This window comes from Pedobacter jeongneungensis, assembly GCF_000633455.1.
GTDB lineage: Bacteria > Bacteroidota > Bacteroidia > Sphingobacteriales > Sphingobacteriaceae > Pedobacter > Pedobacter jeongneungensis_A.
Genome location: NZ_AYMG01000001.1, coordinates 432,772 through 457,408 on the forward strand (window position 1 = coordinate 432,772; position 24,637 = coordinate 457,408).

At 39.3% G+C, this 24,637-nt stretch carries 21 protein-coding genes; 14 read left to right on the top strand and 7 right to left on the bottom strand.

Annotation, left to right across the window (positions count from 1 at the left end; genetic code table 11):
- Positions 1-6 precede the first annotated feature (6 nt).
- The 5 genes from U859_RS0101945 to U859_RS0101965 are packed head-to-tail and all read left to right on the top strand — an operon-like array spanning position 7 to position 5,761.
- Positions 7-3,597 carry a response regulator gene (locus U859_RS0101945; RefSeq protein ID WP_025141760.1) on the top strand — a complete coding sequence of 1,197 codons (3,591 nt, stop codon included), beginning with the start codon at positions 7-9 and terminating at the stop codon, positions 3,595-3,597.
- Between the two features lie 17 nt (positions 3,598-3,614).
- Entirely contained in the window at positions 3,615-3,992 is a 378-nt protein-coding gene (locus U859_RS0101950; RefSeq protein WP_025141761.1) for a two-component system response regulator, read from the top strand.
- The gene (locus tag U859_RS0101955) at positions 3,989-4,807 is read left to right on the top strand and encodes a CheR family methyltransferase (RefSeq protein ID WP_025141762.1); all 819 of its coding nucleotides are present in this window, start codon (positions 3,989-3,991) and stop codon (positions 4,805-4,807) included. Before U859_RS0101950 ends, U859_RS0101955 begins: the two co-directional genes overlap by 4 nt.
- The gene (locus U859_RS0101960) at positions 4,792-5,376 is read left to right on the top strand and encodes a chemotaxis protein CheB (protein WP_025141763.1); all 585 of its coding nucleotides are present in this window, start codon (positions 4,792-4,794) and stop codon (positions 5,374-5,376) included. Before U859_RS0101955 ends, U859_RS0101960 begins: the two co-directional genes overlap by 16 nt.
- Before the next feature lie 19 nt (positions 5,377-5,395).
- Positions 5,396-5,761: a response regulator gene (locus tag U859_RS0101965; RefSeq protein ID WP_025141764.1), complete on the top strand. Its 366-nt coding sequence runs from the start codon at positions 5,396-5,398 to the stop codon at positions 5,759-5,761.
- Positions 5,762-5,950: 189 nt separating this feature from the next.
- Here the strand turns inward: U859_RS0101965 and U859_RS0101970 are convergent, their stop codons facing one another.
- The 4 genes from U859_RS0101970 to U859_RS0101985 are packed head-to-tail and all read right to left on the bottom strand — an operon-like array spanning position 5,951 to position 11,190.
- Positions 5,951-6,910, bottom strand: coding sequence for a DUF3137 domain-containing protein (locus U859_RS0101970; RefSeq protein WP_025141765.1), 960 nt, complete (start codon positions 6,908-6,910; stop codon positions 5,951-5,953).
- Positions 6,910-7,470, bottom strand: coding sequence for a LemA family protein (locus U859_RS0101975; protein ID WP_029985358.1), 561 nt, complete (start codon positions 7,468-7,470; stop codon positions 6,910-6,912). Before U859_RS0101975 ends, U859_RS0101970 begins: the two co-directional genes overlap by 1 nt.
- Before the next feature lie 50 nt (positions 7,471-7,520).
- Entirely contained in the window at positions 7,521-9,335 is a 1,815-nt protein-coding gene (locus U859_RS0101980) for a hypothetical protein (protein WP_025141767.1), read from the bottom strand.
- 25 nt (positions 9,336-9,360) lie between these two features.
- Positions 9,361-11,190 carry a hypothetical protein gene (locus U859_RS0101985; RefSeq protein WP_025141768.1) on the bottom strand — a complete coding sequence of 610 codons (1,830 nt, stop codon included), beginning with the start codon at positions 11,188-11,190 and terminating at the stop codon, positions 9,361-9,363.
- A gap of 1,079 nt (positions 11,191-12,269) precedes the next feature.
- Between U859_RS0101985 and miaB the strand changes: the two genes are divergently transcribed.
- The 8 genes from miaB (at position 12,270) to U859_RS0102035 (ending at position 20,640) form a co-directional block, all read left to right on the top strand.
- Entirely contained in the window at positions 12,270-13,685 is a 1,416-nt protein-coding gene (gene miaB, locus U859_RS0101995) for a tRNA (N6-isopentenyl adenosine(37)-C2)-methylthiotransferase MiaB (protein WP_025141770.1), read from the top strand.
- 70 nt (positions 13,686-13,755) lie between these two features.
- The gene (locus U859_RS0102000) at positions 13,756-15,003 is read left to right on the top strand and encodes a sigma-54-dependent Fis family transcriptional regulator (RefSeq protein ID WP_025141771.1); all 1,248 of its coding nucleotides are present in this window, start codon (positions 13,756-13,758) and stop codon (positions 15,001-15,003) included.
- Between the two features lie 69 nt (positions 15,004-15,072).
- The gene (locus U859_RS0102005; RefSeq protein WP_025141772.1) at positions 15,073-15,588 is read left to right on the top strand and encodes an LptE family protein; all 516 of its coding nucleotides are present in this window, start codon (positions 15,073-15,075) and stop codon (positions 15,586-15,588) included.
- Between the two features lie 75 nt (positions 15,589-15,663).
- Positions 15,664-16,821, top strand: a complete 1,158-nt coding sequence (locus tag U859_RS0102010) for a hypothetical protein (protein WP_025141773.1) — start codon at positions 15,664-15,666, stop codon at positions 16,819-16,821.
- Positions 16,822-16,837: 16 nt separating this feature from the next.
- A complete protein-coding gene (secG, locus tag U859_RS0102015) occupies positions 16,838-17,203 on the top strand; it encodes a preprotein translocase subunit SecG (RefSeq protein WP_025141774.1) in 366 nt (121 codons plus the stop codon).
- A 121-nt stretch (positions 17,204-17,324) separates the two neighbouring features.
- Entirely contained in the window at positions 17,325-18,350 is a 1,026-nt protein-coding gene (locus U859_RS0102025; protein ID WP_025141775.1) for a sensor histidine kinase, read from the top strand.
- Positions 18,351-18,981: 631 nt separating this feature from the next.
- Positions 18,982-19,623 carry a DUF47 domain-containing protein gene (locus U859_RS0102030; RefSeq protein WP_025141776.1) on the top strand — a complete coding sequence of 214 codons (642 nt, stop codon included), beginning with the start codon at positions 18,982-18,984 and terminating at the stop codon, positions 19,621-19,623.
- Between the two features lie 12 nt (positions 19,624-19,635).
- Positions 19,636-20,640, top strand: a complete 1,005-nt coding sequence (locus U859_RS0102035) for an inorganic phosphate transporter (RefSeq protein ID WP_025141777.1) — start codon at positions 19,636-19,638, stop codon at positions 20,638-20,640.
- Positions 20,641-20,977: 337 nt separating this feature from the next.
- On the opposite strand, the gene U859_RS0102040 is transcribed toward U859_RS0102035, so the two are convergent.
- The 3 genes from U859_RS0102040 to U859_RS0102050 form a co-directional block, all read right to left on the bottom strand.
- Entirely contained in the window at positions 20,978-21,592 is a 615-nt protein-coding gene (locus tag U859_RS0102040) for an FMN-binding negative transcriptional regulator (RefSeq protein ID WP_162799837.1), read from the bottom strand.
- 124 nt (positions 21,593-21,716) lie between these two features.
- Positions 21,717-23,018, bottom strand: a complete 1,302-nt coding sequence (locus U859_RS0102045) for a carboxypeptidase-like regulatory domain-containing protein (RefSeq protein WP_025141779.1) — start codon at positions 23,016-23,018, stop codon at positions 21,717-21,719.
- Positions 23,011-23,589 carry an RNA polymerase sigma factor gene (locus U859_RS0102050; RefSeq protein WP_025141780.1) on the bottom strand — a complete coding sequence of 193 codons (579 nt, stop codon included), beginning with the start codon at positions 23,587-23,589 and terminating at the stop codon, positions 23,011-23,013. Before U859_RS0102050 ends, U859_RS0102045 begins: the two co-directional genes overlap by 8 nt.
- A 188-nt stretch (positions 23,590-23,777) precedes the next feature.
- On the opposite strand from U859_RS0102050, the gene U859_RS0102055 reads away from it, so the two are divergent.
- Positions 23,778-24,539, top strand: coding sequence for a DUF4197 domain-containing protein (locus tag U859_RS0102055; RefSeq protein ID WP_025141781.1), 762 nt, complete (start codon positions 23,778-23,780; stop codon positions 24,537-24,539).
- Positions 24,540-24,637: the final 98 nt, after the last annotated feature.

Here is a 24,637-nt window from a genome sequence, read left to right on the forward strand (position 1 = left end):
CATATAATGAAAACAACTCTTAAAAATAATTTGCGTTTAGGCCTTGGCTTGTCGCTTATTATTCTATTTATCAGTTCATTAGCGTCTTACGTGAGCATCAGCAACCTCATTAAAAGTACCGAACTGGTTAAACACAGCGATGAAGTAATTTTAAGTTCCGAAGGTGTAATTTCTACCCTAAAAGATGCAGAAACCGGGCAAAGAGGCTACCTTTTAACCGGGAATAAAATCTTTTTGCAACCGTATTACGGCGCAACTGATACCGCAATGGCCGCATTAAGCCGGATAGAGGCACAAACGAAAGATAATTTGGTTCAGCAAAAAAATGTCGCTGAATTAAAAAATATCATGGGCCGCAGGTTAAATATTATTACCTCCACAATCGAAATTAAATCACTGGGTGGGCAAATCGATCCAACGGTATTGTTAGAAGGCAAAACTTACATGGATCAGGCCCGTGCTGTAGTTAACCGCATGGTAAAAGAAGAGCGGAGGTTGCTCGAAAGCCGTACGGCAGAACTTAACAAACTCACCTCTTATACGCCAATCCTCATTTTGATTGCAGCTGTTTTGGCGATACTCATTACGCTGTTTTTCTATAGAAAAGTATCTGTCGATTTTGATGAACGCGTTAAGCTTCAAAAAGAAATTGAGGATAAAAAGTACGAAATGGAGAAACGTATTTTGGCCATTAAAGAAATTGCACAACAAATTTCGAATGGTAATTATGGCGTAAAACTCGATAGCCAAAGCCAGGATGATATTGGTGAGCTATCCGAATCGCTCAATACCATGTCATATTCATTAAAAAAATCTTTTGATACTTTGGAAGAAAATGAATGGATACAAACTGGCGTTGCCAACCTGAATGTGAAAATGGTTGGAGAGAAAGATGTTTTCCATTTAGCAGAAGATATTATCGAATTTTTAGCTAATTATACCAAGAGCCAGATTGGAGCCTTATATTTATTTAAAGATGATGGCTACCTGCATTTAAAAGGTCAGTACGCTTTAAAAGGCCAGAATTTAACCGAAACCATAGAAATTGGTCAGGGTTTAATTGGTCAGGTAGTTAAAACAGGAAAATCTATTTTACTGGATGATGTTCCACAGAATGAATTATCCATTACACATGCTACGGGCAGTATAAAACCTGCTCAGTTGATCGTATTACCAATCGTTAGAAACGAAATTTCCATCGGTGGCCTTGAACTGGGCTCTATTACTAAATATACAGATTTACAGCTTCACTTTTTAAATCTGGTATTGTCTGATGTAGGTACTGCATTATTAGGTGCACAGAACCGCCAGAAACTGCAGCAATTATTAGAAGAAACCCAGGCACAATCAGAAGAGTTACAAGTGCAGCATAACGAGCTTGAAGGATTAAATGCCGAGCTCGAGGCGCAGGCACAAAAACTTCAGGCCAGTGAAGAAGAATTGCGCGTACAGCAGGAAGAATTATTGCAAAGCAACCAGGAGCTGGAAGAAAGAAGTAGTTTGCTGGAAGAGAAAAATGAACTTATCGAAGAAAGGAATATCGAAATTCAACAGAAAGCAGAAGCGTTAGAGTTGAGTACAAGATATAAATCGGAATTTTTGGCCAACATGTCGCACGAGTTAAGAACACCACTCAACTCCATTTTATTGTTATCGCGCTTAATGGCCGAAAATGAGGCTATGGACCGCGAACATCAGGAATATGCAGAGGTAATCCAAAGCTCCGGACAGGGCTTGTTAAGCTTAATTGATGAGATTTTGGATCTTTCTAAAATTGAAGCAGGCAAAATGGAACTCGATCGGATGAACATTAAGGTTGATGACATCATCTTCAATATGCGTTCGTTATTTAATCCGTTGGCAAAAGAGCGGAACCTCAACTTTGTGATCGATAAAACAGAAGCGGTACCAGAGTTTTTCCATACCGATAAAATGCGTTTAGAGCAGATCATCAAAAACCTGCTATCAAATGCCATTAAATTTACAACTGTTGGCTCAGTAACCTTAAACATCAGTAAAAATGATAAGTTAGGGGCATTGGTGTTTAAAGTTACCGATACGGGGGTAGGTATTGCTCCAGAGAAACAGGGCATGGTATTCGAGGCTTTTCAACAGGCAGATGGCTCTACCCGCCGTAAATTTGGGGGTACAGGCCTGGGTCTGTCAATCAGTAGAGAACTAGCCAAATTATTGGGTGGATATATTGATTTAAAAAGTACAGAAGGTGAAGGAAGTATTTTTACTTTAACCTTGCCTATCGATAAAAATAAAGGTTTTGATGGTGTGATTGCCAGTTTAGAAAAACCTGTAGTAGTGGCTCAGGCTGAGCCGGTTATCAAAAAAGTGAGCCACTTAACGGTTGATAATATTCCACAGGAAATAGAAGACGACCGTGATAACATCCAGCCCGATGATAAGGTAATTTTGATTGTAGAAGATGATACCCCTTTTGCCAAAACACTTTTAGATTTTACCCGTAAAAGAAATTATAAGGGCCTGGTTGCCGTTCGTGGCGATGTGGGTATTGAAATGGCTAAAACATTTAAACCGCTTGCCATTTTACTCGATATCCAGTTGCCGGTTAAAGATGGCTGGCAGGTAATGGAGGAGCTGAAATCCGATCCTTCAACCCGCCCGATTCCGGTGCATATCATGTCGTCGTTACAGGTTAAAAAAGAAAGTTTATTAAAAGGTGCCGTAGATTTTATCAACAAACCTTTTGCTTTTGAGCACATGCAGGAAATATTTTCGAAACTGGAACATGCTTTAAGCCGTCACCCTAAAAAAGTCCTCATCGTTGAAGAAAATGAGCAGCATGCCAAAGCGCTAAGTTACTTTTTAAGCAATTTTAATATCCAGACAGAAATTGTTAATCAGGTGAACGAAAGTGTTTCAGCTTTGCATAAACCTGAGGTGAACTGTGTGATTTTAGATATGGGTATCCCAGATAAACATGCTTATGAAACTTTGGAAGTAGTAAAGAAAACCCCCGGATTGGAAAACCTACCCATTATTATTTTTACGGGTAAAAACCTTTCGAAAGGTGAAGAAAACCGCATTAAACAATATGCTGATTCGATTGTGGTAAAAACCGCACATTCTTATCAACGTATTTTGGATGAGGCCGGCCTGTTCCTGCATTTGGTTGAAGAAAAGAGCAAGGAAAAGACAAAAGCACCTAAAAAATTCTCAGAATTGCAGGATGTATTGGTGGGCAAAACGGTTCTGGTTGCTGATGACGATGTGCGTAATATTTTCTCGCTCACCAAAATGCTTGAGCAACACCAGATGAAGGTTATCGCTGCCACCGATGGTAAAGAGGCACTTAAGTTATTGAACGAAAACCCAGAAGTTGATGTGGTTTTAATGGATATGATGATGCCTGAATTGGATGGTTACGAAACCACAACAGCCATCAGACAGGATATTAAATACCGAAACCTGCCTATTTTGGCTGTAACCGCCAAAGCCATGATGGGCGACAGGGAAAAGTGTATTGCCGCAGGTGCTTCTGATTATATCAGCAAGCCGGTAGATATGGATCAGTTAATATCGCTTTTACGTGTTTGGCTTTACGAAAATCATCATAAATCATAACCCATTTTTATTTAACTATGCCTCAAAAATTAATTCTCATTATTGATGATGATAACCGAAACATTTTTGCCTTAAAAGCTGTTTTAAAGGCCAAAGGTTTTGATTGTTTATCTGCTATAAGTGCCCAGGATGGTTTTTCTATTATGGAAAAGCACGATAACGTTGCCATTGTTTTAATGGATATGATGATGCCCGATATGGATGGTTACCAGGCCATTTCGGTAATGAAAAAATCAGCCAAAATGCAAAATATACCAGTATTGGCAGTAACTGCACAGGCCATGGTTGGCGATAAAGAACGTTGCTTATCTGCCGGGGCCTCAGGTTATGTTTCAAAACCGATAAATGTGGATGAATTATTGTTACAGATAGAAAATTTTACAAATAACAGGTGATAGGTGATGCGATAGATAACGATCAGGTTGAAATCCTGTTAAATGATGTGCTGGAGACTCATGGTTATGATTTTCTTGAATATTCGCATGCATCAATAAAAAGGAGGATTAGCCGCCTTTACGCACTGGATAATTTTGTAAGTTTTGCCGAGTTCCGTTATACTGTTAAAACAGATAAGCAATATTTTAAGCGGTTTTTAGAAGAAATTACCGTTAATGTTACCGAAATGTTTCGCGATCCTTCTTTTTACAGGGCTTTGCGGAATGATGTGCTCCCCGCTTTGGGTACTTATCCCTTTATCAGGATCTGGGTAGCAGGTTGCTCTACTGGTGAAGAAGCTTATTCGCTTGCCATTGTTTTAAAAGAACTGAACCTACTTAACAAATCGCTTATTTATGCCACAGATATTAATCCATCTGTTCTGGATAAGGCAAAAAAAGGTATGTTTCCTTTAAATTATTTGAAACAATATTCAGAGAATTACCTTCAGTCGGGTGGTTTGAAAGATTTTTCTACCTATTATACCGCAAACTATTCGCTGGCCAAATTTGATGAAACTTTGAATAGCAAAATGATCTTTTCTACGCATAACCTGGTTTCTGATCATTCCTTTAACGAATTTCAGCTTATTTTATGTAGAAATGTGTTAATCTATTTCGATAAAGAGCTACAGCATAAAGTATTTAACCTATTTGATGGAAGCATCGAAAAATTAGGTTACCTTGCCTTAGGTAGTAAGGAAAGCCTGGAGTTTTGGCCTAAAGCTAAAGAGTATAAACGCGTAAAAATGGAGAAAATATGGCGGAAACTGTAAATTCTGCTCCATGCGCAGCATTAATTATCGGAGGTTCTGCAGGTAGTTTAGATGTACTGCTCGAGATTTTTCCTGTACTAAAGAGCGATATCAGTTTCCCTATTATAGTAGTCATTCACCGTAAGGCCAGTAACGAATCGCTATTAACCGACCTGCTGCAAAGCCGTACCACATTAAAAGTTAGTGAGGCCGAAGAAAAAGAGACTTTAACTGCTGGAAAAGTTTTTATTGCCCCTGCAGATTACCATATGCTGATAGAAGATGATCATAGTATTTCTTTAGATTATTCGGAAAAAGTAAATTATTCCCGGCCATCTATCGATGTTACGTTTCAATCAGCAGCTGAGGTTTTTAGAGAGAAAGTAGTATGTATTTTGCTCTCGGGTTCTAACGCCGATGGAGTTGAAGGACTAAAAAATGTAAACAATTATGGGGGTAAAGTGGTTATACAAAATCCAAATACAGCCATCATGCCGTATATGCCCCAGCAAGCAGTACTCGGTGTAAAACCGCATGTAATATTGGACAGTTATGATATGGCTGATTTTATAAATAATTTAAATAATTAATTTGCTTTCGGAGGTTAATATGACAGTTGCAAAAAAAGTATTTGTTTTTGATGATAACAGGGATATCCTTGATCTATGTACATTTATTTTGGAAGATGCCGGGTACGAAATAAAAACATCTGAGAATGCCAATAACATAGAAAAACAAGTGGCTGAATATATGCCAGACTTGATTTTTATGGATAACTGGTTGCCTGATTTAGGGGGCATACAAGCTACAAGGGCATTAAAAAGCCATCCTGATTTAAAACATATACCCGTAATTTATTTTTCAGCAAATAATGATATTTCTTCACTGGCAGATGAAGCTGGCGCGGATAGTTATTTATCAAAGCCTTTTGATATTGCGGCGCTCGAAGAAATCGTGAAAAGGCATTTGAGCTAGCGCCTGCCTTTGCTAAACTTGTGAAGTTTCCTCTAGCGGCGAAAGTTCGTCATTTCGAGCGGACCCGATAGCTATCGGGGGTAACGAATCGGGAACTACGGAGTACTCCGTGAAGCTAAATCTATCGGGATAGATCTCCCCATTTCACAACGTTCCAGTCGAGATGAGGACTTTTTTATTTGAAATCTGTTACTCCTTCCCCCAGATTCTTGTATTCAGATCCAGCTCTTTAACAATATCATACATAAACTTAATTACATTGATATCATTGTAAAGTGTAACTGGCTTTAAAAGCGAACCGAAGATCGGAGCTTCAAAATAATTCCTGTTAAGTGGAAAAGCGATATACATCTTCGATCCTGTAAATGATAGCCTAATGGTATTTATAGATTGATGGTTGAGTTTTAGTATACTTTCCATCATAGCCGGAGTAAGGATATACCTGGCTTCAACCTGGTCTGAACTGTAGGTTACAAAAGTTTTATCAAACTCCGTGTTTTCCAGCCTGATCAGGTTTTCATCTGCAAAAAAGGATACATTTTTTGATAGCCATGCCCCAACGGCACTTTTACCAGCTTTTGGCTTCACTACCGTTACCCTGTTAAAATTTTTATTAAAATCGGCCACAAAAATAATTCCCTTAAAAATTTCATATAATCGTGGTCTTTTTCTACCATCTTTATCCTGATATTCTTTTTTATATTCCGCAAAAGCTTCAGCAAAATAAAAAGCTGTTTTACCTGCACTGCCAGCTACCAGGTCTTCGGAGCCATAAAAGTCCGGTGGTCCATCATAAAGTTGGCTATATTCAAATTCATGCGCATCAATATATCCCGAAGGATTAAAGGTAAGATTTGGATCAATAAATTTTAAAGCTGCACTAAGCGCTTCTCGCTTATACCTTTCCCTATACCTGGTTAGTTTATCATTTCTAAAAGTATATCTAATAGACAATATGAGCATAAAAACGATAAAGACCGCAATACCTGTAAGAAGGTGGTTCAAGAAATAACTAACACTAAGGCCAATAAAGCATAGTGCGGTAAAAACTTCATCTGTTATTTTTTGAGCGGCAATTTTTTTCCGTTCTACCTCCAGTGCAGCCAAAGCCTGTAGTAAAGCTGTGTCATTTTCAATGTTTGGAGCCATTAATTACTAAAAAGCTCTTTTGCGCTAATGTTTTTACGTTCTTCAACCGTGGCTTCGAATAATTGAGCCGTATTAAAATTGAATGATTTGGCAAATAAATTGGTAGGGAAGGTCATAATCGAATTGTTGTATTCAATTGCAGCAGCATTATAGGTTCTTCTGCTTGCGGCAATCTGCTCTTCAGTTTCTGTCCAGGTAGCCTCCAGGTTTCTGAAATGGGCATCAGCTTTAAGATCGGGATAATTTTCAGCAGTCATTATTAAACCCTGAACGCTTCTGCCTAATTGACTGTTAAGGTCTGTTTTTTCAGCAGGACCGAGATTACCCGATAGCATCCTTGATCGCATTTCAGCAATTTTGGTTAAGGTATCATGCTCGTGGATGGCGTAACGTTTTACCACTTCAACCAGGTTTGGAATAAGATCGAAACGTTTTTTCAGCATTACATCAATAGATGAAAAAGCATTGGTAACCTGGTTTCTTTTCTTTATAAGTGAGTTGTAAGCAGAAAAGGGCATGAGCAGTAAGAATACCACTAGGATAGTAATAAAGATGATCATAATTTAGATTTAAGATTAAGGCAATAAATATAAGAAAAGGTTACAAAACGTTACCGCTTTTCGTTTTGTTCTCGTTCTTTTTTCAAACGGCGTTCTAATCTTTTTTGTACCCTTAGGTTATGGCTGGCCCGCATGGCCCTGAAGCGGGCAATATGTTGCTGTACTTCTTTTTGTTTTTCTTCTGTAATGCCAATACTGTATTTTATGCCTGTAAACAGGCTCCTCCAGATTAAATTGAAGAACGAAGTGTTTGATGGCCGGCTATAATTAACATTTACAGGCACTAATTTGCCATCGGTACCGGGGTTTTCAGATTTAATGATGAGTGCATTAGCTAAGAAGGAAAGAAAACCGCGGGTAACCAAATGGTCTTTTTCAGGGTCGTTCTTCATCAATGCGACAGAAAGATCATAATAAGAAAAGGCTACCGTTCCCTTTGCGCCCAAATCGTTCGCTTTAAAATTGAATTTCAATTTGTCAACATTCCCACGGTTAATACGTACCAGGCCAAGCGGTTTAGTAATCTGGTTTAAAACCCTGGCGTTAAAATTATGCAAAATCCCGTTATAAGAAAACTCGCCGTCTTTAGCGGTGAGGTTAAATTTAAAATTTACATCAAGTTTTCCCTGGCCAAACAGATAAGTATTCAGGTTAACCTCCATAATTGGATTTATGGCCTTAATATTATCCAGGTTGGTGGCATTTTTTATAATGCCCGAGGTATTTTCGAAACTGATGCGCCCCCTCTGGTTACTCTCGCTGTTAAAAACCGAATAATTCACATTTACATCTTTCAACTGAATTTTCTGCACCAGTATAGGAGCTTTAAGTAACTGTAAAAGCTGATGGGGAAATTTACCGATCTTATTTTCCTGTGGTTTGTTCGGGAGCCCATTTTGGTTAAAAACAGATATAAAACCATTAGAAATGGCCATTTCTTTTGCCCAGAGCTCCTGTTTGCTGATGTAAAGCGGTAAATCGATCCCATTGAGCATAATATCCCGCATGCCGATGTCAAAACGTTCTCTGGCATAACCAGCTACTTTACCGAATTTCATTTCATCATAAAGCGGAACCAGCGCAAAGCTGTTAATCCTCAGTTTACCTGTGGTTGCCCTAAAATCAAGCTGATCAAGCTTGATGTCGTACATTTTATCTGGCGTATGGTACACATAGTTATTCAGGTTAATCACAATATCCTTGAGCAGGTAAAAACGGCTGGGATCATCAGCCGAAGATGAATCAACCAGCAGATCGGTTAGGGTAATGTTAAGGTCGTCAATATCAAAAGGCACTGAATTTGGTATATTTTTATTCACGTACTTAAAGCTTACATCTTTAAAACGGATGGTATTGATGCTAAACTCTTTCAGGTTTTTAGAGATGATATCGTAAGGCGATTTAATCGGCCTTGGTGCACGCCCTTCGTTAAATGCGAATTGCTGGTTAACCATGGTTACCTCTGGCTTATCAAAAATAATTTCTTCCAGCTGCAGCTTTTTTTCGCGGTATAAAGTTAAAGGGTGAAAATGTTTCACTACCAGTTTTTTTAAGGAAACGGTGTAAAGGTTGTTCGGTGCTCTTTTTAAGGCAATAAGCTGTTTAAAACGGTTGGTATCAGGTATTATTTTTACATTTTGTAAAGTGGCATTACCTGTAACCACATTGGTTGAAACTTTTGTAAAACTGATGGTGTATAAGCTATCGGTCGATTTGTAAAGCAGTGTTTTTATCCTGTCTGTTAATATTGGCCGCGATTTCACATTTAAAAACCATGTTAAACCGGCGAGTACGATAAAAATACCGAGTAAAACACCCGCAATCCATTTAAAAGCTTTGTAACGGTATCTTTTTGTATCAGGCATTAAAAAAAGGGAGGCTGTGGTTTTATCAGCAATATACGGTTATAACATAAATTACAGAAATTGTGCCGTTAGTTTTTTTCTCTCCGTGCTTTTCTTGCCGCTTTCCTGTCAGCACGTTTTTTTCCCTTATTTTTTTTGCGATTACTTTTTGCTGTTTCACCGGATTTTTTTCGGGTACAATGCCAACACCTACAATATCTTTTATGCCCACAAAAACGGTCTTCCACATCAGGTTAAAAAACGAGGCCGAATTAATCCTGTTATTGGTCATCGTTGCTGTTCTTGGCGCCTCACCTTTTAGTGGATTTTCATCTTTAACCAGAATGGCATTCGCCAAAAAAGATAAAAATCCTTTTTCTTTGGTGCCTTCCCCATCAATATTGTCCGATAACAACTTTACTTTTAAATTGGTGTACAGCATATTCATCGATCCTGTTGCCGATCTTAAATTACCATTCGCCTTAAAATCAATGTGCTGGATGTCGCCGCTTTCAATTTCGACCAATCCCAACGATTTTGATAGCGGATTTAAGTTTTTAAGGTCGAATTTGCCCAAATTTCCGCTATAACTGAAAGCAGCATTCTTATCGGTAAGGTTAAAATCAATTTTTACGTTCAGTTTGCCTGAACCCATTAAAAGCGTATTCAAATCGGCTATCGCATGGTTCTTTTTGGTTAGCTGCAGGCTATCATTGGTTACATTTAAGATGTTTCCATGAAGTGATTTAAAATCGACCGAACCAATTTTTTTACTCGCGGGGTTAAACTCCGAATATTTTACGTTTATGCCCCTCAACTTCACAGTATCAATTAACATTGGCATGTTTAACCTTTTCAGCGCCATATGTGGATAATTTTGGCCTTTATCAAAACCTGGTGGCGGTGGCGATTCGCGGCTCATAAACACCTCAACATTGGCTGGCCCTATCTTTAAAGATTTTGCATGCAGTTTCTGATCGGTATTTAAGCCAATAAAATCGACCCCATTAAATTCTATCTTTTCAAAACCTAAATTATAACGGTCTTTCTGGATCTTATATTTACGGGCGAAAGTTAACTCATCATATAAAGGTGTAAGTTTAAAACCCTTAACCGTTATCTTTTTCGATGAAGTGGAGCCTTTAATTGTATCAACCTTCATCGAGTACATTTTATCTTTAGTAACCGATTTATAACCCGCCAACTGAAAAGATACATCTTTGGTGTAATAAAACCTCGCGATATCATTGCCAGAGAGCGAATCCAGCAAAAAATCATTTATCGTAATGTCCAGGTGTTTGATGGAGTTTTTGGTCTTTTTAGCGGCGGTTTTATTGATATAGTCGAAATCGGCATCTACAATTTTAATGCTTTTAACATGTACCGATTTAAAGTTTTTCGAAATCTGCTCATAAAGCGATTTTTCGTCTTTTATGGTATCAGGTTTCCTGGTAACCTTGTTAAAAATCATGTTGATGGAGGGCTGCTGTAAAAGAATTTCATTTACGTCTATCCGTTTTTTGAAGTAGGCCGTTAATATCCCAACCCTCGTAATCTGCAGTTTCTTTAATTTAAGCTCGAAAATATGTGCGGGTGCCAGTTGTTTTTTCTTCAGGCTGTCGAAAACCGAAGTGTCTGGCGTTAAAGTAACATCACGCAAGGCCAAACTGCCTGTAATTACATTTAGGTTAATGCTTTTAAAATCTATGCGGTACAAATGGTGAGAGCCATTATAAACACCATCTTTAATCTTGTCGGTAAGTATAGGTTTCCACCTGGCACTCAAAAACATGGCACCAAATGCTACAATTAATACCAGTATGCCGAATATACTTCCTATCCAGGTCCAAATTTTATTTCTGTTCTGCGTGTTCATAAGGGGATGGCTTATCCGTATGTAACAGATAGGAGCGCGAAAGGTTTTTTGATAAAAAGCGAAAAGACTAAAGGGCAGCGTATTGTTAAATTGTTTTATTGTTAAAATTGCTTTTGGAGCACAGAGGCGGTATAAGTAACATTTTTTGCTACTCTCTTATGCACTTTCCAGAAGAAGCGGGATGTTTTGCTGGCGCTTATTGACTGTCTGCTGTTTCTAAACCCGACCATAGCGTGATGCCACAATTTTTTCAATTGGGGCAGAGGCGGGGGCGGGGCTGTTGCCGGCCATTGGTGCCGAACCCTACATTTCCTAAAAAGGGCTGTAAATTCTTTTTGGAGCGCATGGGCAGTACAAGAAACATCATTTGCTCCTTTGCTTCGCTTGTACGCTTTGGCCGTCGTGCCTCCTGGCCTGCAGGGTACCGCTTCGCCAAGGGCTAGATTGGTTAAGCTGGTGACACGGAAACCCTTCATAGCTGCAGGAACAGCTATAATTTAAACCCGACCGTAGCGGGATGCCACAATTTTTCAATTGGGGCAGAAGCGGGGGCGGGGCTGTTACCGGCCATTGGTGCCGAACCCTACATTTCCTAAAAAGGGCTGTAAATTGTTTTTGGAGCGCATGGGCAGTATAAGTAACAATGTTTGCTCCTTTGCTTCGCTTGTACGCTTTGGCCGTCGTGCCTCCTGGCCTGCAGGGTACCGCTTCGCCAAGGGCTAGATTGGTTAAGCTGGTGACACGGAAACCCCTCATATATGCAGGAACAGCTATAATGTAAACCCGACCATAGTGGGATGCCACAATTTTTTCAATTGGGGCAGAAGCGGGGGGGCGGGACTGTTGCCGGCCATTGGCACGGAACCCTATATTTCCAAAAACTTTTAATCTATCTTAATAAATACTTCATGCGAAGGCTAATCTTAATGCTGTTATTTTAACCTATGGTTTGAAATTACTTTGTGCTTAGCAATAATGTGAAGATCATAATCCCACTGTAAACATTTAAACAAAATATGTCAAATTGTCACTTTTAATTAAATTTATGTATTTTTGCAATCCCCAAAAGTTTTTAAATAATGATTGATTTACAAGTTCCAGATAAGACGCACGATGAGGCCAGACAAGGTGAAGCTTTAATTTTAGATGCGCCAGTAAAAGCCGATGCCCGTAAATTATATATCGAAAGTTATGGCTGTGCCATGAATTTTGCTGATAGCGAGATTGTTGCTTCTATTCTTTCGGAAACTGGATTTGAAACCACCGGGGATTACCATCAGGCAGATGTGATCTTCATTAATACCTGCTCTATCCGCGAAAATGCAGAAACCAGGGTAAGAAACCGTTTATCACAATTTGGGGTCGAAAAACGCCGTAACCCGAAATTGATTGTTGGGGTATTAGGCTGTATGGCCGAGCGTTTAAAATCTAAATTTTTAGAAGAAGAACGTTTGGTAGATGTAGTGGTTGGGCCAGATGCTTACCGCGACCTGCCTAATTTGATTGAACAGGTAGAAAGCGGGCATAAAGCTGTTAACGTGCTGTTATCACGCGAAGAAACTTATGCAGATATCAGTCCGGTTCGTTTAAACAGCAACGGAATCACCGCTTTTATTTCCATCACCCGTGGTTGCAATAACATGTGCTCTTTCTGTGTCGTGCCTTTTACCCGTGGCCGCGAACGTAGCCGCGATGCACATTCGATTGTGGAAGAAGCAAAAGGATTGTTCGAAACAGGCTACCGTGAAGTGACGCTTTTAGGACAAAATGTAGATTCGTACACCTGGACATCAGAAGACGGTACCGAAACCGTAAATTTTGCCCAGCTTTTAGAACAGACTGCTTTGGTTAGCCCTGATTTAAGGGTGCGTTTCTCTACTTCACATCCAAAAGATATTACCGACGAGGTTTTATATACCATCGCTAAATACGACAATATCTGTAACTATATCCATCTGCCGGTTCAATCTGGTAATACCCGAGTGTTGGAATTAATGAACAGGACTTATACCCGCGAGTGGTACATTAACCGCATTGATGCCATCCGGAATATTATTCCTGGTTGTGCAATTTCTACCGATATTATCGCAGGTTTCTGTACCGAAACTGAAGAAGAGCACCAGGAAACCCTGAGCATGATGGATTATGTGCAATATGATTTTGCCTATAACTTCACCTATTCTGAAAGACCGGGAACTTTAGCGGCCCGTAAACTGGAAGATGATATTCCTGAAGAAGTGAAAAAACGCCGTTTAGCCGAAATTTTGGCCAAACAACAGGCACATTCACTGATGCGTTTGCAAGAATGGGTGGGTAAAACCGTGCGCGTATTGATTGAAGGCACTTCTAAAAAATCAGATCTTGATTATTGCGGAAGGGGCGATAGTGGAGCAATGGCCATTTTTCCTGCGATAGAAGGTGTTAAACCAGGTGAATACGCCAATGTTTTTATCGAAAAATGTACTTCAGCTACGCTGATCGGGAAAATAGTTTAAGAAAGGTTGAGGGTAGAAGGTAGTGGGCATAAGGTCTGATATCCCAAATCTCAATACTCAAATCTAAAGAATGGATACACAAAATATTAAACAGCGGTTCGGTATTATAGGCAATTCGCCTTTACTTAATCGTGCCATAGATATTGCAAGTCAGGTAGCACCAACCGATATGTCGGTATTAATTACCGGCGAAAGCGGTAGTGGTAAGGAGGTTTTCTCGCAGATTATCCATCAAATGAGCGCCCGTAAACATGGTGCCTTTATAGCGGTAAACTGCGGTGCTATTCCAGAAGGAACAATAGATTCTGAACTTTTTGGTCACGAAAAAGGGTCATTTACCGGTGCGCACGAAGCCCGTAAAGGATATTTTGAGGTGGCAAATGGCGGTACCATCTTTTTAGATGAGGTTGCCGAACTGCCTTTAGGCACACAGGCCCGTTTATTGCGTATTTTAGAAAGTGGCGAATATTTGCGCGTAGGTTCATCTAAGGTGCAGAAAACTGATGTCCGTATTATTGCTGCCACCAACGTTGATGTGTACAACCGTGTTAAAAACGGAAAATTCCGCGAGGATTTATATTATAGGTTAAATACCGTTCCATTGCGTATTCCAGCTTTGCAAGAGCGTAAAGAAGATATTTACCTGTTATTTAGAAAATTTGCTGCCGATTTTAGCGATAAATACCGTAGTCCGGCTTTACACCTGGAGCCCGATGCTATCCAGATTTTAACCAATTACAGCTGGCCGGGTAATGTTCGTCAGTTAAAAAATATTGCCGAGCAGATTTGTGTGTTAGAAAAAGAACGTAATGTTACCGGACAGGCCATTTTAAACTATATCCCAAATGAGGCTGGCAGTAACCTGCCTATGGCCATCAATTCGCAGTCGAAAGAAGATTTTACAGAACGTGATATTTTGTATAAAGTGCTTTTTGATATGAAGAAGGACATGGTTGAGCTTAAAAAACTCGTTGCCGAAATCATTCAACATGGAGGTAATACTGCTACGGTTTTGGCTGATAATCCACAGTATATCAATCAATTGTATCGCGATGTAGAGTTGCCGGTTGGGCAGGAGCATGCTTTTACCATCCAACACCCAACGCCTTCCAATAATAATGTAAACAATAATAACAATAGCGATTATTTTGCGCATGAGGCAGAAGAGGTCGAAGAATCGCTGTCGCTGATTGATAAAGAATCAGATCTGATTAAAAAAGCACTTAAAAAGCACAAAGGCAAACGCAAATTTGCTGCGCAGGAGCTGGGCATATCAGAACGTACATTGTACAGGAAAATTAAGGAATTAAATCTGTAATTTACCCAAAGCGGTATATCGATCCTGACCAAATTACGTTCACTATAATTTTAGATACTATTTTCGATAATGATGAAAATTAAAATATTAGCCTTAATTCTTGCTACTTCGGTATTGAGTGCCTGCTCTTATAAATTTAGCGGAGCATCTACAACAGGATTAAAAACGGTGGTAGTGCGTGTGTTCGAAAACAATGCACCGCTTGTAGTACCTACACTGAGTAACCAGATAACAGAATCGCTCAAAACCCGTATCCGTAATCAAACTAAACTGATTATTTCGCCCACAGGCGAAGGCGATGCATCATTTGAAGGCAAAATAACTGGTTATGATATCAAACCTGTTGCACTTCAAAACAGTGCTACACCTACTTCAGGCGCAAACAGGTTAACCATTACCGTTTCTGTAAAGTATAAAAACAACCTAAAAGAACACGAAAAAGAAAGTTTTGAAGAAAGCTTTACTAAATTTTTCGATTTCCCGATAAATGGTGCGCCAATCCAAACGCTATTGCCGGGGGCTATCGAGAACATTAACAAGCAATTATCTGAAGATATTTTTAACCGTGCCTTTGCACAATGGTAAAATAATACCGGATTGTAGAAGACAAAATTTTAAAAACCCGTATACATTTTTTTAACTTAGCGCCAAACCTCGATAATGGATAACAAAAAGCTACTGGCAGATTTACTTGCGCAACCTGGAAAGGTTAGGCCAGAGCATGCGTCCATGTTGCAGGAAATGGTTCAGCAATTTCCGTATTCACAGCCCATCCATTTACTTCTGGCTAAGGCCAATGCATCATTTGTGCCAAAGGCCGCATTATATGGCCAAGGCCATGTTTTGTTTCATGTGTTAAATATGGTTCCGGTTCAGGATGAAGAGGAAGAAATTGAAACTACAGATGTTGAGGCTTTTGATGATGAACAGGAAATTCTTGAGAAATCGAGTGAGCCAACAAGCGAAAACCAGGAGGCATTAAAAGAAGAAATAGCAGAAACTGAGGTTAATGCTTTAGTTGCTGAAGATCATCGCGATGAACAAGAGATTTTTGAAGAGATTGGTGAAATTGCCAGTAATGATGCTCCTCCGTTAAATCAAACAGCTGAGGTGGAAACGCCAAATAACCTTCCAGGTACCGATCATTTAATGGATTTACCTGCAGCAGATGATTCATTTATTGAAAGTGTAGCTTCCATAGACTTTTTTGCATTTGAGCAAAAACTAAGCACTGATGTAGTAGCGGAAGTGCCCAAAATAGAAACTGTAGTACCCGATGATCCGGAGCAGAATTTTGTTTCGCAGTATAACGACGACAAACTTCCTTATACCTTTTTATGGTGGCTGGCCAAAACACGTAAAGAGCACGAACAGATTTTTCAGCCTTATGCGCCAACTAAACAAGGACCGTTAAAACCACAGCCACAAAACAATCAACAGCAGGAGCGGGCCGAGTTTCAGCAGCAATATGTGGAGCACATTTTCCATATCCAAACCCCTTTCGAGGTGGCAGATCATCTGGCCGAATATCCAGCTGCCGAAGTTAAGGATGCCAAGGGTGCAGAAATTATTGAGCGCTTTTTAAAAGAAGACCCTACAATTAAGCCACCGAAGCCTGAGCAGATTGATAATGAAAACAAGGCAAAAAAGAGTGCAGAAGACAATTACGACCTTGTTTCGGAGACTTTAGCCAAAATTTATATCGAGCAGATGCTTTATCACAAAGCCATAGATACTTATAAAAAATTAAGTTTGAAATATCCGGAAAAAAGCCGTTACTTTGCCGACCTTATCCAATCTATAGAAAAGAAATTTTAAAAAATATAATATTACCATGGTAACCTTTTTAATCATTTTATTAATTATTGCGTGTGTAGCCCTAGGCTTATTTGTTTTAATACAAAACCCTAAAGGTGGAGGTTTAGCTACAGGCGGTGGCACCAGTAACATGTTTGGCGTACAGCGTACTGGCGATGTTTTGGAAAAAGGATCGTGGGTATTGTTAACCTTAATTGTGGTGTTAACCCTTGCTGTTACTACAATCGCTAAAACAAGCGGTGGTTCTGCTGCAGTTGGAAACTCAGCTATTCAGGAACGTTTAGATAAAACGCCATCACCATCTCCAATTGGCGGAAGTTTAAACAACACTAAACCAGCAGCAGCTCCTGCTCCAGTTAAAAGCGATTCTACAAAGAAATAATTTATAAGCAACTTATTTTAAAAAGCTTTCCTCAAAAGGGAAAGCTTTTTTGTTTTCGGTATTTATTGCAGCAGGAATGCTTGTTAACACACATTTAACATAAAAAGCTTTAAATTGCAGCATGAAATTAAGTGTGCTGGTTTTATTTACTGCTCTTGCCGTGGGCCTATCCATCGGGATGGTTAATTTTTATTTTCAGCATAGCTGGTATTACCTGGCTATTTCTTTTGGTGTATCGTTTCTGTGTAGTTTTCTGGTTTTTTATTACCTGCTCGAAAAATATATTTACACTAAGATCAAACTGATTTACAAACTGATCCATAACCTTAAGCTGGGTAAAGATTTAAAGGATGCACTTGGCGAATATGTAAGTTCTGATCCGATTAATGATGTAGAACATGAGGTGAAAGAATGGGCCGGAGCGAAGAAAAAAGAAATAGACCTCTTAAAAAAACAGGAACAGTTTAGAAGGGAATTTCTTTCTAATGTTTCACACGAGTTTAAAACTCCGTTGTTTGCCATTCAGGGATATATCGAAACCTTGCAGGATTGTTTGGTAGATGATCCTGATCAGGCCGTTCTGTTTTTGAAAAAGGCAGAAAACAATGTAGAGCGCTTAAGTTACCTGATCAACGATCTGGATGTGATTTCGAAACTCGAAACTGGCGAATCGCCTATCGATTATCAAAAATTCGACTTTGTGCAGTTGGCCAAGGAGGTAATGGAAAATCTCGAAGACCGTGCACAGGCAAAACACATTAAACTTTTCTTTAAAGATAAATATACAGCACTAACCCCTGTTTTAGCTGATAGGGAAAAAGTACGGCAGGTGCTGATCAATTTGATTGTAAACAGTATTAAATATGGCGTTGATGGTGGCGAAACAGCCATCAAGATTTTCGAATTGCATGATCAGGTATTAATCGAAGTTACTGATAATGGCATTGGGATTGAAGAAAAACACCTGTTGCGGTTATTTGAGCGTTTTTACCGCATCGATACCCATAGGGCAAGAGAAGTGGGGGGCACGGGCCTAGGATTGGCTATTGTAAAACACATTTTAGAAGCTCACCAGCAAACCATTTCAGTAAGAAGTACGCCTGGTATCGGTACAACCTTTGCATTTACGTTGCAAAAGGGGGGATAGCTCGGAATTTTACCACAGAGTGAAAGAGAAAAGGCACGAAGAACACTGAGTGAAGGTCTTCATTTCTTTGCGGTGGTTCGTGTCTCCACGAAACACTTTTTGCCTTCGCGAGTGATATAAATAAATAACCACAAATAAAAAGGGATGCAAAAGGGTATACCGTGTTTATCTGTGTGCATCTATGGTTAATAATTCAAATGCCGTGGTTCGTATACTCCACGAACTTTTTTTTCGCCACGGAAACACAGAAGTACGGAAAGAGATGTACCAGGATGTCTTCCATAGCCGTGGTTCGTGTCTCCACGAACAACTTTTTGTTTTTGCGAGTGAATATAATTTAATTGCAGGTATAAAATCCGTGTTTATCTGTGGCTAAAAATTCTTCAGTAGCAACGTTCTCCATAGTCCAGCGGAAGTTGCTGCGTGTTTCTATTTCACGGATCACCTCAAAACCATTCCGAATTACCTTTATTATTTTCCTAAACCTTTATCCATTTCATTATCAAATACCTAAAAGAAAGTTGAAAGCAATAAAATGTGACGAAAACAGGTAATGATTTCTTAATATAATTAATGAATTAACATTAACTTAACATTGAGCTTGTAGCTTTGTACCATATTAAAAATTAACATGAACAATATTTTTAAGTTCTTTACGCCTCAAGACAGGAAGTTTCACCCACTTTTCGAACAAGCTGGTAGCAATGCATTAAAAATTGCTGAAACACTTTTAGAGATGGTTAGCACGGGTGATGCTGAAAGCAGGAAAACAATTTTTAAAGAAATTGAACGCTTAGAGCACGTTGGTGATGATATTACCCATTCGATTTTTCTTGAGCTTAGCAGGAACTTTATTACTCCATTTGATAGAGAAGATATTCACCAATTGGCTACTGCTGTTGATGATGTTGCAGATTATATTTACGGAACTGCAAACCGTATGCAAATGTATAATATGAATACCATTAACGAGCCGATTGTTAAAATCGCCGAACTTTTGGTAGAAATGTGTACCGATATTGATAAAGCCATTAAAGAATTGCGCAGTTTCAAGAATATACGTGTAATTGCTGATGCCTGTATCCGTATCAACAGCGGCGAAAACCAGGCCGACTATGTATTTACATTGGCCGTTGCCCGTTTATTTGAATACGAAACCAATGCGATTGAATTAATTAAACAAAAAGAGGTTTTACAAACGATAGAAAAAGCGACAGATAAGTGTGAGGATGTGGCGAATGTGCTTGAAACTATCTTGGTTAAAAACGCTTAATAAAAAATAAACATGGTCTTATTGGTTATTGTTGTAATTCTGGCTATTGCTTTCGATTACATTAACGGCTTTCACGATGCCGCTAACTCGATTGCAACAGTTGTTTCTACAAAAGTTCTTACGCCTTTTCAGGCGGTTTTGTGGGCTGCGTTGTTTAATTTCGCGGCTTACTTTTACTTTACCGACCACAAAGTGGCCAATACGGTTGCAAAAACAGTAATTGAAAGTTACATCACTTTAGAAGTTATTCTGGCAGGCTTAATCGCTGCAATTATCTGGAACCTTTTAACATGGTGGTATGGTATCCCTTCAAGTTCATCTCATACGCTTATCGGTGGTTTTGCCGGTGCGGGTATGACACATGCCCTGTTAATTGGAGCGAGTCCGCTTGCTGCTGTAGAAATGGGTTATGTAATTAAAATCGTTTCATTTATTGTACTTGCGCCAGTAATCGGATTGGTCATTTCAGTTGTTTTAACATTGATTATCATCAATATCTGCCGCAATGCTAAACCTGCAACAGCAGAAAAATGGTTTAAACGTTTGCAGCTGATCTCATCTGCAGCATTAAGTTTCTTCCATGGTGGTAACGACGCCCAAAAAGTTATGGGTATTATTGCAACAGCATTAATCGCCGCTAAGGTTATTCCAAATTTCGAGGCCATGCCTTGGTGGGTTCCGGTATCTTGTTATTCGGCAATATCGTTAGGTACCATGAGTGGCGGTTGGAAAATCGTTAAAACAATGGGTTCGAAAATTACCAAGGTAACTGCGCTTGAAGGTGTAGCTGCTGAAGGTGCCGGTGCCATTACATTGGGGATTACAGAGCATTTCGGGATCCCGGTTTCTACTACACACACCATTACAGGTTCGATTGTAGGTGTAGGTGTTGTAAAAAGTGTTTCAGCAGTACGTTGGGGGGTAACCATCAACTTAATCTGGGCATGGATTTTAACCATTCCGGTTTCAGCTACATTGGCGGCCATTATTTATGCTGCAATTCACTACTTAAAGTAAAAACAAAATCCTTAATATACTCGAAAGACCAAGGCATTAGCTTTGGTCTTTTTTCGTTTTCGCATTTTTTAACGCAAAGAACGCTAAGTTTTTCGCAAGGTGACTTTGTTTTACCACAGAGGCCACGGAGTTTTACACCGAGTAACACAGAGAAGGCTATCTCAACTGCAGCGCATTCCCGAACTTTGGGAGAGAGCTCAATAAGCGAAAACTACTCCGTGTTAATCTGTGTCTCCGTGGCTAGTCTTCGACTCCGCTCAGACACTGACATAGATCGCTTCTCAGCGCCCTCTGTGCCTTTTCTTGGTGTGACTCGGTGGTAAAATAATAGATGTACTTACAAATTCTTCTTCATTTCCTTCGCTACTTCTTTCGACAGCGGATCTTCACTTTCCTCCAGATTTGCCACAATACTTTCCTGATTTTTAGCTGAATGATTCTGGCTCATTTTGAAAACATGATCGATATGGTTCACCAAAACTTCGAATCCGGTAATCGCCTTTAAATGTTTCTGGATATAGTCCTCATCCATTTTATTAAATGCAGCCGGACTTGTCTCCGGATCTTCATATTTATTGGTTAGTTCTTTTATGGCCTGGTAGGTTTCTTCCGGGCTCATCAGCCTGATGATGCCTTTAGCCTGAACGGTCTTGTAATTCCAGGTGGATACCGAAGCCGGCTTTTCATAAACCGAGGCGCTGATGTAAGCGTGTGCACCGGTAAAAATGGCCATTACATTTGGATTTTGTTCAAAGGCCTTACAATGGTCGGTTTTGGTCATAACGTGGCCAATCAGTTTTATCGATTCACCATCAACTACCGTTTTAACCGGTACTTGTGTAGCAACAGGAAATTCGCCATCGTAACCGATTAAGGTTACAAAAGTGTTTTGATGCATAAATTCAAGAACTTCATCTTGATTATTAGCTGTAAAATGTGGGAGTTTGTACATTGAATGTGTTTTTACCACAGAGGGCATTGAGTTTTACACAGCGTAACACAGAGGGATTTTAACTGTACTTTTACAACAATCTCTGTGTCTTTTTTTCGTGTACTCGGTGGTTGAATAAAGGAAATTAGAACTTAACGCTGATTTCTACTAAATCAGTTCCTTTTTTGGGCAGTACCCAATCCGGACCGACGCGAATAAGCCGCATTGCTTCTGCATCTGCTTTTTTGTCGAGTGATTTTATAACGGAAATATTAGTAGGTCGGCCGTTCTTTTTAACCTTGAAACTTAAAATCACAAATTGCTCAGGACCTTTTGGGTTGTAGAGCTTATTATTGTTCTCCAGGTACTGGGTATAGTTTATCGTCGAAACCGGAATGGGTTTGGTAATTTCACCTGTTGCTTTTCCATCAAGGTTTTGTTCTGCACGGAGCGTGATTTTTGGCGCAGGAATATTTTCTTTCTTTTGTCCGTTAGATCCCGTAATCAACGCAATTTCATTTAATGACTTATTCCCGCTTAAAGCGCTTTTAATGGCGTTGGGGTCTTGTATGCCTACTACAGGCGCCTCTTTAAAACCGATTGCATTAATCAGTAGATCTTTATCTTTTGCATTGCTATCGGCAGGTAAGTAAAAATAACCTTTAGCATCTGTAGCCGTTACATTTTTTGAGCCTGCCAATTTTACCACAGCACCTTGAATGGGTTGACCATTGCTTTGATCGACCACATTTCCACTAAACGCAATTTTATTTGATGCAATAGCTGGAGCCGCCGCAACTTTGACTTCATTTAATACACTTTGATCCGCTTTTGCTTTTTCAGCATAAGTGCTCATTTTTTCAGCTTTCGCCAACTTTGCGCGGTTATAACCAATTGTTGGTTTTGCAGCAACAATCTCTTGTGGAGCTGGTTGTACAAGGGTATTAGTCTTCGTATTTTTAGCCAGATCAGTATTTTTCGCATCGGCTATGGCTTTATCTACCAAAGCAGTTTGAGTCGCACTTTGTACTGCAGTATCTTGTTTTGGTTTACTTGAAGCAACTGCGGTAGTGCTATCTAATTGAACCATTACACCGCCCTGTTTACGTGCAACATTTTCTGCGTTCCTTCTATTGGTTTCGCGCATAAAGAACAGAATGCTTACTGCAATAAAAGCTACGGTAGCAGTTGCCGCAATACTCAACCTTTGCGTAGTAATGCCCCACAGTTTACGTTTTATTGGTTTTTCCGAAACACGGTCGTAAAGCTGTTTTTGTAAAATAGAAAGCGTTTGTTTGCGTTTTGGCGATTGTTTTAGTCCTTCCAATGCTTCGGCCACAAAAGGATCTTCCAAAGCCTGCCTTTCTACAAAGTGCATGGCTTTGGCATCAAGCTTACCATCAAGGTAATCTTCCAGCACATCAATATCTAACCAGTCGTTATTCACCACTATTTTTTTCTATACAAATCTTTAAATTCCGCTTACCGTTTTGGATGTAACTTTTCACCTTAAGCATATCGTAACCGGTAATATCGGCTACTTCTTTGTAGCATTTCTCCTGTAAATAAAATAAATCTACGCTTTTTCGTTGTTCTTCGGGCAAAGTTTCCATACACTTTTCCATTATGGTAAGCTGCGTTTCTTTTGTGTTGTCTATATCCAGATGCACAAACTCGCTGTTTTCCACAAAAGTATCGTCTATCGAAACGTTATTCTGCTTTGCTGATTTCCGCAGTGCCATTAAACAATGATTCCGTGTTAAAACATGAAGCCAGCTTTTAAAGTTCTGTACCTCATGCACTTTTAACTTGGTTACCAGTTCTTCAAAAATCTGCATTACAGCATCTTTACTCTGCTCTTCGTCTTTAAAGTAGTTGAGACAAACCCCGAAAACGAGGTGCATGTATTTATTGTAAAGCGTACCCAATGCATCTAAGTCGCCGGTATTTTTATACTGGGCAATCAGTTTGGCATCATCCTGCTGGTTGTTTCCAGCTGTGTTTTTTATAAATCTCAAAAAAAATGGCAGCTATTTCGAATTATCTTTCAAGTATAAAAAATATTTCTGAGTGATGGCGCATAAACTAATTTTTTAGGGATGATTACACGTCATTAATTCCAGATTCGCAGCACACAAACACTTATATTTGAAACATCAATTTAAATTATGGCAGTTGTTTTGCTAACCATCACTAAACACACAAAATGAAAAGAATCAATATTTTAGCTACATCGATAGTGCTGCTATCCTTAAGCCTTAACGCAAATGCCCAGATTAAACTGAGCGATATTTTTAAAAAGGTAACTGAAAAGCAAGGTACCACCTCAACAAGTGCCACCGGAACGCCATCTACTTTTGAAATTGGCCAGGGAATTAAAGAAGCATTACAGATCGGGGTTTCGGCCGGTGCCGACAGGCTTTCGGTTAAAGATGGATTTTTGGGTAATCTAGCCGTTAAAATATTAATGCCACCAGAAGCACAAAAAGTGGAAAAAACACTGCGTGGTATAGGTTTGAACAAACTTTGTGATAATGTAATTGTAAGCTTAAACCGTGCTGCAGAAGATGCCGCTACCGAAGCCAAACCAATTTTTATTTCGGCCATTAAACAAATGACTTTAACCGATGCTACCAATATCCTTTTGGGAAACAACAACGCGGCAACAGAATATTTTAAAAGGGTAACCACTTCGCAACTGATGGAAAAATTCAGCCCTATTGTAACCACCAGCCTAAGCAAGGTAAACGCTACCAAATATTACAGTGATTTAACAACTCAATATAACCGCTTGCCTTTGGTAAAACCTGTAAACACGAACTTAACAGAATATGTTACGCAGAAAGCGATAGATGGATTATTTGTTGAGGTAGCTAAAGAAGAATTAAAAATCAGGGGTAATCTAAACTCAAGAAGCACAACCTTACTGCAAAAAGTTTTCGGTTACGCGGATAAGAAAAAGATTTAATTTATGTGTGGTTCGTGGCGACACGAACCAAGGCGACTGATTAAGTTTATTTTAAGTAAAATATTGTCCATCCACGGCATTCTAATCTGCAGAAAGAA